Annotated in this window: 11 protein-coding genes; 5 read left to right on the plus strand and 6 right to left on the minus strand. The window is 39.4% G+C overall.

Annotated elements, in window-relative coordinates; genetic code table 11:
• Positions 1-140: 140 nt before the first annotated feature.
• Together addB and addA are read left to right on the plus strand one after the other, a co-directional pair.
• Positions 141-3,641: a helicase-exonuclease AddAB subunit AddB gene (gene addB / locus AC1MGI_RS10745; protein WP_480345265.1), complete on the plus strand. Its 3,501-nt coding sequence runs from the start codon at positions 141-143 to the stop codon at positions 3,639-3,641.
• Positions 3,634-7,395, plus strand: a complete 3,762-nt coding sequence (addA, locus tag AC1MGI_RS10750; RefSeq protein ID WP_480345266.1) for a helicase-exonuclease AddAB subunit AddA — start codon at positions 3,634-3,636, stop codon at positions 7,393-7,395. The genes addB and addA overlap by 8 nt, the downstream gene beginning before the upstream one ends.
• Positions 7,396-7,502: 107 nt before the next feature.
• On the opposite strand, the gene AC1MGI_RS10755 is transcribed toward addA, so the two are convergent.
• The 6 genes from AC1MGI_RS10755 to AC1MGI_RS10780 form a co-directional block, all read right to left on the minus strand.
• Complete coding sequence (locus AC1MGI_RS10755; protein WP_028393186.1) at positions 7,503-7,724, minus strand: spore germination protein; 222 nt, start codon at positions 7,722-7,724, stop codon at positions 7,503-7,505.
• 188 nt (positions 7,725-7,912) lie between these two features.
• The gene (locus tag AC1MGI_RS10760; protein ID WP_480345267.1) at positions 7,913-8,350 is read right to left on the minus strand and encodes a spore germination protein GerPE; all 438 of its coding nucleotides are present in this window, start codon (positions 8,348-8,350) and stop codon (positions 7,913-7,915) included.
• 4 nt (positions 8,351-8,354) lie between these two features.
• Positions 8,355-8,537, minus strand: a complete 183-nt coding sequence (locus AC1MGI_RS10765; protein ID WP_480345268.1) for a spore gernimation protein GerPD — start codon at positions 8,535-8,537, stop codon at positions 8,355-8,357.
• Positions 8,527-9,141 (minus strand): spore germination protein GerPC, encoded by a 615-nt coding sequence (gerPC, locus tag AC1MGI_RS10770; RefSeq protein WP_480345269.1) that lies wholly within the window; start codon positions 9,139-9,141, stop codon positions 8,527-8,529. The genes AC1MGI_RS10765 and gerPC overlap by 11 nt, the downstream gene beginning before the upstream one ends.
• 69 nt (positions 9,142-9,210) lie before the next feature.
• Positions 9,211-9,444, minus strand: coding sequence for a spore germination protein GerPB (locus AC1MGI_RS10775; protein WP_480345270.1), 234 nt, complete (start codon positions 9,442-9,444; stop codon positions 9,211-9,213).
• A 24-nt stretch (positions 9,445-9,468) separates the two neighbouring features.
• A complete protein-coding gene (locus AC1MGI_RS10780) occupies positions 9,469-9,690 on the minus strand; it encodes a spore germination protein (protein WP_480345271.1) in 222 nt (73 codons plus the stop codon).
• Between the two features lie 193 nt (positions 9,691-9,883).
• Between AC1MGI_RS10780 and AC1MGI_RS10785 the strand changes: the two genes are divergently transcribed.
• The 3 genes from AC1MGI_RS10785 to AC1MGI_RS10795 all read left to right on the plus strand — a co-directional run bounded on the left by AC1MGI_RS10785 (position 9,884) and on the right by AC1MGI_RS10795 (position 12,437).
• Entirely contained in the window at positions 9,884-11,074 is a 1,191-nt protein-coding gene (locus tag AC1MGI_RS10785) for a DUF418 domain-containing protein (RefSeq protein WP_480345272.1), read from the plus strand.
• A gap of 23 nt (positions 11,075-11,097) precedes the next feature.
• Positions 11,098-11,991, plus strand: a complete 894-nt coding sequence (locus tag AC1MGI_RS10790) for a fumarylacetoacetate hydrolase family protein (RefSeq protein ID WP_480345273.1) — start codon at positions 11,098-11,100, stop codon at positions 11,989-11,991.
• A gap of 95 nt (positions 11,992-12,086) precedes the next feature.
• Positions 12,087-12,437: a YisL family protein gene (locus AC1MGI_RS10795; RefSeq protein WP_480345274.1), complete on the plus strand. Its 351-nt coding sequence runs from the start codon at positions 12,087-12,089 to the stop codon at positions 12,435-12,437.
• Positions 12,438-12,533 lie beyond the last annotated feature (96 nt).

The raw sequence follows: 12,533 nt of genomic DNA on the forward strand, positions 1-12,533 counted from the left end.
TCATTGAACAAGAAAAATTATCGATTTAAGAGTATAATAAGTAAAAAAGGCATTGGAGATCCAATGTCTTTTTTTGATTAAATACTTGATATGATGAACGAATAGATAAAGAAGAAAAAGCTAGAAAAGGGGGCAGGGTAATGGCGTTGAGATTTATTACTGGACGATCGGGGTCAGGAAAGACGGCCAAGGTGCTTGATGAGATACGTGCTAGGCTTGTTGAAGACCCAGCTGGAAAACCGATTATTTATTTAGTTCCGGATCAAATGACATTTCTGTCTGAATATAAATTAATTAAAACACCAGGTCTAGAGGGAATGATGCGAGCGCAGGTGTTCAGCTTTAGTCGTTTAGCATGGCGAATCCTTCAAGAAACAGGCGGGGGCAATAGGCGCCATCTTGACAGTGTCGGAGTGAACATGCTCATCCGTAAAATCATGGAAGACAAAAAGAATGAGTTAAAAATGTTTCGTCGTTCAGCGGACAAACCTGGCTTCATCATGCAAATGGAAGAAATGTTATCTGAGTTTAAACGCTATTGTCTTGATCCTAAAGATATCAATGAATTTCGAGAACGTTCTATACAATATTCATCAGATGCCGTTCGTGATAAACTACATGATTTAGAGTTAATTTATCAAGCGTTTGAGGATGAATTGGTAGGCAAGTATTTGGATTCAGAGGATTACTTCCGTTTATTGATTGAAAAATTGGCTCAATCAAGTTATATAACAGAAGCTTCGATTTATTTAGACGGTTTCTATAGCTTAACGCCTCAGGAACTGCAAATTGTAGAAGAATTATTGAAACAATGTAAGGATGTAACTGTTGTATTAACACTTGATCAGCCGTATAGGATATCCCCACCTGATGGGTTAAATCTTTTCAGACAAACGGGTTCGACCTACTTCAATATTTATCAACGAGCATTGGCTTTAGGCGTTAGTGTTGAAAATGATGAACATTTAGAAAGTGCGCCGCGCTTTAAAGGAAATCCAGGAATGTCGCATCTCGAAGCTAATCTTACTGTGCGGCCAGCGCATGAGCTTAATGGGGAAACGAGTGTTACAGTCGTACAGGCGATGAATCGAAGAGCAGAAGTAGAAGGAGTTGCTCGGACAATCTTGCGGTTTGTTCGCGATGGCAATTACCGCTTTCGGGATTTGGCTATATTGGTCCGAAATGGCGAATCCTATCATGATCTGATCAACACGGTTTTTTTGGATTATCAGATCCCTGTTTTTATCGATACAAAAAGAACCATGTTGAATCATCCGGTAATTGAACTCATTCGCTCTACCTTAGAGATTTTGAACACGAATTGGCGTTATGAACCGGTGTTTAGAGCTATAAAAACAGAACTCCTACATCCAATCAACCTGAATTCCGATATCATGCGTGAAAAGGTCGACCGATTGGAGAACTATGTACTTTCTCGTGGAATAAAAGGGAATAGATGGTATCAAAAAGAACCATGGACTTATAGAAGAATAAGAGGATTGGAGCTTTTTGATAGGCGTCAGACTAATCAGGAAAAGCAATTGGAAGATGAACTTAACGAACTGAAGGAACTTTTTAATTCAGCCATTTTACGTTTGTCCAAACGCTTGAAGCGTGCACAAACAGGGCGAGAAATGTGCGAGGCGCTGTATTTATATTTGGAAGAGCTAAACATTCCGGAGAAGTTGGAAAAATTGAAGGTTGAAGCAGAAGAGCGAGATGATCTGATCAGTGCAAGAGAACATGAACAGGCGTGGAATTCAGTTGTTAATTTGCTTGATCAATTCGTAGAATTACTCAGCGAAGAAAAAATGACGTTAAAACAGTTCTCAACCGTAATGGAAAGTGGTTTTGAAACATTAAAGTTCTCCCTCGTTCCACCGGCAATTGACCAAGTGCTTGTCGCAAACCTTGATTTATCAAGGCTAGATGACATTCGTGCCGCATTTGTTATAGGTCTAAATGAAGGTGTTTTACCAGGTAAGGCTGGCAAGGATGGGATTTTATCAGATCAGGACCGTGAAAACCTAGCCGCTAACGGATTTGAGGTTGCACTAAGCTCAAAGCTCCGTTTATTAGATGAAGAGTTTGTCGCTTATAAAGCTTTTACAACACCATCTGAATCCTTGTATTTGACGTATCCGCTCGCAGATGAAGAAGGGAAAGCACTGCTTCCTTCTTCCTATATTAAGCGGGTAAAGGACGTACTTCCGCAAGTGAAAGAAGTAGTGTTCATGAATGACCCGTCTGACTTAGATGCAAGTGAACAGGCAGAATATGCTGCGAATTACGATGTTGCTTTGTCTTATTTAACAGCGCAGCTTCAGCTTAAAAAAAGGAATTATCCAGTTCATCCTGTATGGTGGGATGTTTATAATGCCTATATGGATCATGAATGGATGAGGCCAGAAGCCGTTCGGGTGCTGTCGAGCTTATTTTATCGAAATAAGACGAAAAGAATATCTGAGGAGACTAGTAGAAAAATCTATGGAGAAACCATTTTGGCCAGTGTCTCTCGGATGGAAATGTTCAATAGCTGCGCGTTTGCTCATTATGCTGCCCATGGTTTGAAGCTACAGGAGCGTAAGATTTTTCGTCTGGATGCTCCTGATATTGGTGAAATGTTTCATGGTGCGTTAAAAATCATCTCGGATTATTTATATGAACGGAACATAGCCTGGTCCTCTTTAACAAAGGAACAATGTTTGATGCTTGCAAGAAAGGCTGTTGAACGACTCGCACCGAAGCTACAAAACCAAATTTTATTGAGTAGCAATCGACACCACTATTTAAAGCGAAAGTTAGAGCAGGTAATTGGACGAGCTTCCATCGTCCTAAGCGAACAAGCAAGGCAAAGCGGCTTTGTACCAGTAGGATTAGAGCTAGGCTTTGGGAAAAATGGTCAGTTACCACCGCTTTCATTTGAGTTGAGAGATGGAACAAAGATGGAGTTAGTCGGCCGGATTGACCGCATTGATAAAGCGGAAGAAAACGACAGTGTTTATTTACGGGTCCTAGACTATAAATCCAGTGAAAAGGATTTGAATTTAAGTGAAGTGTATTACGGACTGGCCCTGCAGATGCTCACATATTTAGATATCGTGATTACTCATTCAAGCTCCTTGGTTGGAAAAGAAGCATTGCCTGCCGGTGTACTTTATTTCCATGTCCATAACCCGGTTGTCAAAAGCAAGGGTATGGTCGATCTTTCGGAACTTGAACAAGAAATATTTAAAAGTTTTAAAATGAAGGGTCTGCTATTAGGTGATCCAGACGTTGTTCAATTAATGGATCAATCATTAGAACAAGGGGTTCTTAGTAACTCAAATATGATTCCAGCAGGTTTAAAAAAAGATGGAACATTGCAGGCTAAATCTAAGATTGCAAGTCAGGAAGAGTTTTCGCTCTTGCAAAATCACATCCGTCATTTATATCAAGAAGCGGGTAATGAAATTGTTGGCGGCAACGTAGAGATTAATCCTTATAAACTTAAGGATAAAATTCCTTGTACGTTTTGTGCATTTAAGTCCGTGTGTCAATTTGACCAATCCACGGAGGAAAACGAGTATCGATTATTATCTTCTACTAAACAAGATGAAGTATTGAATGTATTAAGAGGGGAGGCTGCAACACATGAGTAAGACAATCATCCCGGTAAAGCCTGATCATGTTACATGGACTGAAGACCAGTGGAAAGCGATCTGGGCAAAAGATCAGGATATACTCGTGGCGGCGGCGGCTGGATCAGGGAAAACAGCTGTACTTGTGACACGGATTATTGAAAAAATTCTATCAGAAAAAGAGCCAATTAACGTAGATGAGCTATTAGTTGTTACCTTTACGAACGCCTCTGCCGCAGAAATGAAGCATCGAATTGGTGAAGCGCTGGAAAAGGCGATTTCAGACAATCCGAAATCACAGCACTTACGAAAGCAAGTGAGTTTAATCAATCGTGCTTCGATCTCGACCCTCCATTCTTTTTGTTTAGAAGTAATTCGGAAGTATTATTATTTAACAGATATTGATCCTGGATTTCGGATTGCCGATTCAACAGAAGCGGAACTGCTTCGCGATGAAGTGATGGAAGAACTGCTTGAGGAACATTATGGTCAAAGCGATGAGGAATTTTTTAGATTGGTGGATGCATTTACTAGTGATCGAAACGATGCAGCTCTTCAGCAGATTATCCGTTCTCTTCATAATTTTTCCCAATCGTACCCAGACCCTGAATCATGGTTACATCAAGCAGCAGCCATGTATAGTATTGCAGACGATGCAGAGATTGAAGATCTGCCTTTTTGGGATTCATTAAAATTCGATATCTCTATGCAGCTTCAATCGGCTCGGGATTTACTGGAACAAGCGCTTGAGCTGACAAAATTGCCAAGCGGTCCCGCACCAAGGGCGGAGAATTTGTTGGATGATTTATTGATTGTCGAACGATTAGAAAAAGCCAATGCAGATTCATGGAAGAAAATGTATGGAAGTATGCAAACTTGGAAGTTTACAACGGCGAAGAGATGCTCGGGGGATGCCTTCGATAAAGAGCTTATTGAGCTAGCTACAAAGCATCGGAATAAGGCAAAGAAAATTCTTGAAACAGTCAAGAGTGAGTTGTTTTTGCGAAAGCCTGAGCATTATATGCAAGACATCCGAGAATTAAAGGGCTATGTTGAAACATTAGTCATGCTTGTCAATCAGTTTGATGCAAGGTTCAAAACAGCGAAGGCGGAAAAGAACATCGTTGATTTTTCCGATTTGGAGCATTATTGCTTAGCCATTTTAACGGAAAATGTGGAAGGTTATAACCGCACTCCATCACAAGCGGCACTGGAGTACCGTCAGCAGTTTAAGGAAGTATTAGTCGATGAGTACCAGGATGTCAATTTTGTACAGGAATCGATTTTGAAACTGGTTACAGCTGATGGGGAGAATACGGGGAATATGTTCATGGTGGGTGACGTTAAGCAGTCCATCTATCGTTTCCGCTTAGCAGAGCCGAATCTTTTTCTTGGTAAATACAAGCGTTTTGCCCAAGATGGGGATGAATCAGGATTACGAATTGACTTGAATCGTAATTTCAGGAGCCGTAAAGAAGTACTAGATGGAACTAATTACTTATTCAAGCAGCTGATGGGTGTACTCGTTGGTGAAATTGAATATGATGAACAAGCTGAATTGAAAAAAGGGGCAGATTATCCTGAGGATTCCGAATATCCGATTGAATTATATTTAATTGATGGTGCTATGTCAGAGGAATCGAGCTTTAAAGGGGAAGACGGAGATAATGTCGAAGGCTTTGAAGCGGATGAATTGGAAAATGCACAGCTTGAGGCAAGAATGATGGCAAAGCTTATTCAAAAAGCCATTTCTGAAAAACAGCAAATTTACGATAGCAAAACTGGATTATATCGTTCTGCAACGTATCGTGATATTGTTGTCCTGCTGCGTTCTATGCCATGGGCACCGCAAATTATGGAAGAATTTAAGAAACAAGGAATTCCGGTATATGCAAATTTATCAAGTGGTTATTTCGAAGCAACTGAAGTGGCCATTATGCTTTCACTGCTGAAAACGATTGATAATCCACAGCAAGATATTCCGCTCGTATCTGTATTACGCTCGCCAATCGTCGGCTTAAATGAAGAAGAGCTTGCACAGGTGAGACTATTTAATCCAGGCAGCTATTATGATGCATTGGCAGATTTCTACCGGAAAGCCGATCATGATCAATATCCGGATGCATATGAAAAAGTTTCTATGTTTTATCGAAACCTAACCAAATGGCGGAAAATGGCTCAGCAAGTATCTTTGTCAGATTTAATATGGCAGCTTTATGGTGAAACGAGATTTTATGACTTTGTTGGCGGAATGCCGGGCGGGAAGCAGCGTCAGGCAAATTTACGTGCTTTATATGACCGTGCAAGACAATATGAGACTAGTTCCTTTAGGGGATTATTCCGCTTTTTACGATTCATTGATCGAATGCAGGAGCGCGGCGATGATCTCGGGGCAGCTCGTGCACTTGGGGAGCAGGAAGATGTGGTTCGCTTGATGACGATTCATTCATCAAAGGGGCTGGAGTTTCCGCTCGTCTTTATTGCGGGGCTTTCCAAACAATTCAATATGATGGATCTTCGGAAGTCTTATTTGTTAGATAAAGAGTATGGCTTTGCAGCTGACTATGTGAATCCAGAGCTACGTATCACCTATCCATCGCTTCCGCAGATTGCGTTTAAGAAAAAGAAACAACTTGAATTGATCGCAGAGGAAATGCGTGTATTATATGTAGCAATGACTCGCGCTAAAGAAAAGTTATATCTAATCGGAACATTGAAGGATGTCTTGAAAAGTGTTTCTAAATGGATTGGCGATGCAACTGGTTCAGAGTGGTTGCTGAAAGACTATGTTCGTGCAAATGCACGTAGTTATATAGATTGGATAGGACCTGCGTTAATTCGCCACCCTAGCAGTACCGCATTCTTGGAGAGTGTGGGTCTTACAGTCAACTATGATGACAATAAGCTTAAGCATTCATCACAATGGGTCATTAAAACGGTACAAAGAGAACAGCTTCAAATGCAGGAAGATGAAACGGTGAACGAAGCGGAAAGCTGGCTTGAGCATGTTAAGAACGCTGAGAAAATCGATCTAGAGTCTGAGTTTCGTGACAAAATTATGTCTCAACTTGCATGGGCATATCCGGAAAGAGATGCTAGTGTAAACCGTTCGAAACAATCTGTTTCGGAGTTGAAACGTCAGCTTGAATTTCGGGATGAGCAAAGTTCTACGGAACTGTTACGTAAATATAAACGTCCGATATCTAATCGACCTGCTTTTATGCAGGAGAAATCATTAACACCTGCTGAAAAAGGGACAATCACCCACCTTGTGATGCAGCATATTAGCGTAAACGAGCCGATAACGATCGAATCCGTTCGGCAATTACTGAACGAGCTAATCATAAGGGAGCTGTTAACGGAAGAACAGAAGAATGCTGTTAACATCGAGGTAATTGCATCATTCTTTGATTCTGAAATTGGCCAAAGAATGCAAAGAGCGTCAGTGATCCGCAGAGAAGTTCCATTTACATTGGCGGTACCGGCAAGTGAAGCATACTCTCATTGGCATGGAGAAGAAGAAACCGTTCTTGTTCAAGGTGTAATCGACTGTATATTTGAAGATGGAGACGGGCTTGTTTTATTAGACTATAAAACAGATGGTATTACCGGTCGTTTCCATAATGGATTTGAAGGTGCTAAAGAAATATTAGCTGACCGTTATCGAATTCAACTGCAATGGTATACGCGGGCAATTGAAGGGATATTAAAGAAGAAAGTGCATCATCGCTATTTATTTTTCTTTGATGGCGGACATTTGTTAGAAATAGAATAGAGTATTGATTAGAAAAAGGGTCGGACCTCGAACTCTATACACAGTTGTTAAGTTCACGCACTTAATTTGAACTGTATGTAGTAGTTACGAGGTCTGACCCTTCTATTTTAGTTATTCCCGGCAATTGGCTGATCAACACCAGCCAAATCAAGAATATTACTTCCACTTAGTCCATTTGCGTTAAAAATAAAGAGTCCTGTGTTACCAGAACCAGAACCTGTTACGGACTTTGACGAGCTTTTCGGAGAGATGGCAAGCGAGTCGCCAAATTGTACAATTCCCCCGCCGTCAATACTAGTTACTTGAACAGGACCAACAATAGCTGGCATGTGAATCATCCTTTTAAGAAAGTTTAGTATGCAAATATAGATAAAATCTCATAGACTTGTTTTAACAGTTCAATAGAAATGGAAAAAGGTTTAGAAAAAAAGAATTTTTGCCGCCCGCGGACTAATCTGATTAAATCTTTAGTTCATTAAAGTAATCAGGTGAGTTTATGACGGCATTTTTAATTTTTTCATGAACCTACTTGTAGATCTTCGTTTTGGAGCCGAATGGTTCCTTCAGGTGGAGTATTTACACCTGATTGTTTCTTTGGAATATGGCGAATATGCATCACTCGGTCCTGCATTCTAATATGGTCAGTATTCCCGACGCTAGCCACGGATGAAGATGAAATACCCTTAATCTTAATCGACCCTACAGAGATAAACGGTTGAAGCTGGTTCGTATTCATAACCACTGGCTCCACTACAGGTAAAAAGGAAGGATAAGATTGGAACAGCGGATAATCCTTGAAAGCTTCGTCGTCAGCGTGCAAAATATCTGAACGGCGTTGAATGGCTAATACATCATTCCCTCCATCAATAAATTGACAGTCCCCAATCTGAAAAAATGAACTAAAGGAAACGATTTGAATATTAATCTTATCGACCTTTGAAATTCTAGAAAACATCCTATTATCCTTTTGGAGTTAAAGGGGCGAATGAAGTATCGATAATTAATGATTCGGGTGGTGTATCAAAAGCAGAAGAAAGTTGGATCGTTTGCACATCTCCGATCAGTAATAAAGAAGAGCTGGCTACTATACTCACTTCGATATGCCCAACGCATAATTCACCATTGGTAATGTTAAACTCCATGATTTGAATTCCCTCCTGGCTGTTTGTTTGAAGCAATGATAAAATTCCGAATAGCGATGTGAATATCTGTATTGAGTTTTTCAATAATTTTTTGTTTAATTTGTTCGTGAAGATGTGGTGAACGTTCAGTAGATGACGTTTGGTCTAAATATTGTTCAATTCGCGACTGTAGCTGCCTTTCGAGATCATTTCTAATAAATTCATGATATGATGGGTCAACATTAAAGCCAAGTTCACTTTCGGTATCTGTAACCAGAGTATCAAGATTGGTAAGAATGTGATTGTGAATATCACGAATAAGTTCATTTCTTGCTGGAAACATGTACGGCTCAAAAGTTGGAGGATTCGATGAAGGTATCGCTAACTCTTCAATATTACTCAGGTCATTTGGATTTAATCCGATGTTTAAAGTACCTTCAAGTGTTTCCACTTTCAATTGATCAAATTTATATTCAATTCGTTCAACATTGACAGCTGGTTTTGTTTTTAATTGTTCCAACTGTTCCATCAAGGATTGAACCGTGGACTCGAGGTTTTCGATACGCTTATTTTGGCTGGAAAGATATTTTTGCATTTGTATAGTGTAAGAGTAGAATTCATTCATCGTTCCAATCACCTCGCTTTATTCGCCAAATGATACAGGATGCAACTTGCATATAACAATATGCATCAACTAATTTCTATGATGAGTAGGTTGAACGACCGGTGGTATACTTGAAACAGACGAAACGGGTTCGAAAGGCTCTAATTTTAATTCCGGTGCTGGTTCTGTAAATCCCCCCGTATTACTGAGCTGAGAAAGTGGTTTAATAACACCAGCACTGCCAATTTGAAAAACAGAGGAATTCCCAATACTGGTTATTTTAATGCTTTGAATGTGAATGTTTTGCTGAATATTAAAAATCATCAAGATTCCCCTTTCTAAAACGGTTTAAATATTGAATAAGATTGGTTGATCTGTCACATCGGAGTCATACGTATTTGTCGTACTGTTTCCGTTATATAATGAAATGTTATCTCCAGTATTGAATGAACCAGCACCAGCATAAGTTTTCGAAGTAGAAAATGGGACTATTTTATATACATCTCCAATATTGAAAACGCCACTGCTTCCAAGGCTGATGACCTGAACGACCCCAACGATGGCGGGCATAAATAACTCCTCCTAAAAAATTTTACCTGCCATATACTATGTAATTTGTGCAACGTTGTGATTCAATCGCCTAATCAATGCTTTAGAAAATCTTTGAATGAAAGAAGAGGTGTGGCTGAATTTGAAAGAAATATATCGTTATCAACCAATAGAGTGTAAAATATTGGAAAAAAGAAGAAAAATGGGGAGCTGAATGCAAAGAATGATACAAAATAGACAAATCAGCGATGGAAGGCAAAGAATTCAAAGTATTGATAGTTTAAGAGGATTAGCTATATTGGGGATCCTACTCGTAAATATGCCTGATTTCCATTCGCCATTTTTACATGTAAATCCACTTGAGTGGTGGAAGGATAACCCAGATCATACAATCTACATATTGGTTGACTTATTTGCGCAGGCAAGTTTTTATCCGATGTTTGCGTTTTTATTTGGTTTTGGCGCGTGTATTCTTGCCGAGCGGGTCCAAGGTAGAAATCAGTCATTTCCACTTGTATTTTCTAGAAGATTGTTCGTTCTGTTGGTCATTGGTTGTGGTCATGCCTTTCTTATTTGGCATGGAGATATATTAATCAATTATGCGTTGATCGGTTTTTTCTTTCTGTTATTTTATAAAATGAGAGGGACAACTCTCCTATGGATAGGATCCCTTCTCTTTGTCATTCCGGCGTTAATGCTTTGTTTATTGATGATGTTGGTTTCCATTACTATGCCGGAAGAAGCTACTATTATAACCGATTTTGATATGGTTCGGGCGTCTATTGAAGCGTATCAATCAGGTACTTTTACGGAGATCTTTCAGCAACGCTTTGCGGAGTGGTATATGGTTAATCATTTAGGAAATGGCATCATTCTCTTCTTCTCCATATTTCCCTTATTTTTGATTGGTGCAGGATTTGCAAAGCTTAAGTGGTTGGAGAAAACGAAAGACCATCAGCGAAAACTGGCGATTATTGCAATTGTAAGTTTAGTTAGTGGTGGTTTGCTTAAAGCAAGTCCATACATAGCAGACTACAATTATTTTACCGTATCCCTGCAAGACATGATTGGTGGTCCAGTGATATCGATTTTTTATATTACTGCAATTGTATTCCTCCTGCAAAACAAATCTATTGAAAAAATATTATCACCACTAGCCAATGTCGGTAGATTATCGATGAGCAATTATTTGCTACAGTCCATCATTGGCACATTATTATTCTATTCATATGGCTTTGGGTTATATGGTAAAATTTCTTTTACAACAGGAGTCGTATTAGTTGTTGTTATTTACTTCTTACAACTTATACTCAGTACAATTTGGTTGAAGTATTATCATATGGGACCTGTTGAGTATATCTGGCGGTTTGCTACTTATGGCACTCGTCCAATGATGAAAAAATAATCATAGCAAAGGGGACATTGATTATGAAATTTGGAACGGTAAAAGTGAAAGGGAAGAGTCAAGTTGTACTCGTAGAAGCGAATCGTACAAATATATTGCTACTGCAAGCTGCAGCAATACAAATGGGCGAAGTGATACCGGCAACACTACTCGAATGTATTGCAAAGGGTGAGGTCTTTTTACAAAAGGTAAAGGAAATTGAACAATGGGTATCATCAAAAGAGAACAAATCAGAATTTTATGTGGATGAATTCGTTTGGGAAGCTCCAATTCCGCGGCCAACGAAAAATATCTTTTGTGTGGGGAAGAATTATGCCGAACATGCTGTTGAGATGGGAAGTGAAGCAGACATTCCTGAGCATATTATTCTATTTTCAAAAGCACCAACTGCTGTGATTGGCCATGAAGCAGACATTCTCCGTCACGAAGACATAACAGACGAACTAGATTATGAAGGTGAGCTTGCTGTTGTCATTGGCAAAAAGGGTAAAGAGATTAAACGGGAAGAGGCGTTGGATTACGTGTTCGGCTATACGATTGTAAATGATATCACAGCAAGAGACTTGCAAGTAAATCATAAGCAATATTTGCTTGGAAAAAGCTTGGATGGTTCATGCCCAATTGGTCCGGTTATTGTAGAGAAGTCAGTAATCGAAAATCCTAATCAGCTGGACATTGAAACCCGAGTCAACGGTGAAATCAGACAGCAATCCAATACCGAACAATTTATTTTTCCAGTTGAAGAAATCATCGCGATTCTTTCGAAAGGTATGACACTTGAACCAGGTGATATTATTGCCACAGGGACACCAGCTGGAGTTGGCAAAGGATTTAAACCGCCCAAATTTTTGCGAAAAGGGGACGAAATAGCGATAAAAGTCAAGGGAATCGGAACACTTATAAATACTGTTCACTAAATGTTCATTATTTCCTGCAACTGAGGGTATAGTTTTGTTTTTAGATATTTGTCTATGATATGATGAAGGAGAAACTGTTAAGAGGGGGATTTGAAATGACTCATATGCACATTACAACTTGGCTTGTCGCTATTATTCTATTTTTTGTAGCGTTTACTATGTACAAGAAAGGTAATGCGAAAAAAGCCAAAATTCTACATATGATTACAAGACTGTTTTACATCTTAATTTTACTTACTGGTGGAATGTTGATGGGGTCTCAGGTTGGTTACTATATGTGGAAAATGATCGTTGGTCTGATTGTCATTGCTATGATGGAAATGGTCTTGGTTAAAGCGAAAAAAGGCAAGGGTACGGGTTTATACTGGGCTATTTTCATTGTCTCATTTGTTGTTGTATTGTACCTAGGACTAAAACTTCCTCAAGGCTTCCATCCGTTCTTATAAAGTGAAACTAACATCAGTGAGGTTTTTTCATCCCTACTGATGTTAGTTAAACCGGGATAAATCACTTCATAACACTCATAGTTAAAGAGGATGACC

This window comes from Peribacillus sp. BM1 (assembly GCF_056679975.1).

Coding starts and splice junctions, on each gene's coding strand:
- AC1MGI_RS10785 (WP_480345272.1), top strand. CDS start 9,884: ATGCAAAGAATGATACAAAATAGACAAATCAGCGATGGAAGGCAAAGA.
- addB (WP_480345265.1), top strand. CDS start 141: ATGGCGTTGAGATTTATTACTGGACGATCGGGGTCAGGAAAGACGGCC.
- AC1MGI_RS10790 (WP_480345273.1), top strand. CDS start 11,098: ATGAAATTTGGAACGGTAAAAGTGAAAGGGAAGAGTCAAGTTGTACTC.
- AC1MGI_RS10760 (WP_480345267.1), bottom strand. CDS start 8,350: ATGTTTTCTAGAATTTCAAAGGTCGATAAGATTAATATTCAAATCGTT.
- AC1MGI_RS10780 (WP_480345271.1), bottom strand. CDS start 9,690: ATGCCCGCCATCGTTGGGGTCGTTCAGGTCATCAGCCTTGGAAGCAGT.
- AC1MGI_RS10795 (WP_480345274.1), top strand. CDS start 12,087: ATGACTCATATGCACATTACAACTTGGCTTGTCGCTATTATTCTATTT.
- AC1MGI_RS10755 (WP_028393186.1), bottom strand. CDS start 7,724: ATGCCAGCTATTGTTGGTCCTGTTCAAGTAACTAGTATTGACGGCGGG.
- AC1MGI_RS10765 (WP_480345268.1), bottom strand. CDS start 8,537: ATGGAGTTTAACATTACCAATGGTGAATTATGCGTTGGGCATATCGAA.
- gerPC (WP_480345269.1), bottom strand. CDS start 9,141: ATGAATGAATTCTACTCTTACACTATACAAATGCAAAAATATCTTTCC.
- addA (WP_480345266.1), top strand. CDS start 3,634: ATGAGTAAGACAATCATCCCGGTAAAGCCTGATCATGTTACATGGACT.
- AC1MGI_RS10775 (WP_480345270.1), bottom strand. CDS start 9,444: ATGATTTTTAATATTCAGCAAAACATTCACATTCAAAGCATTAAAATA.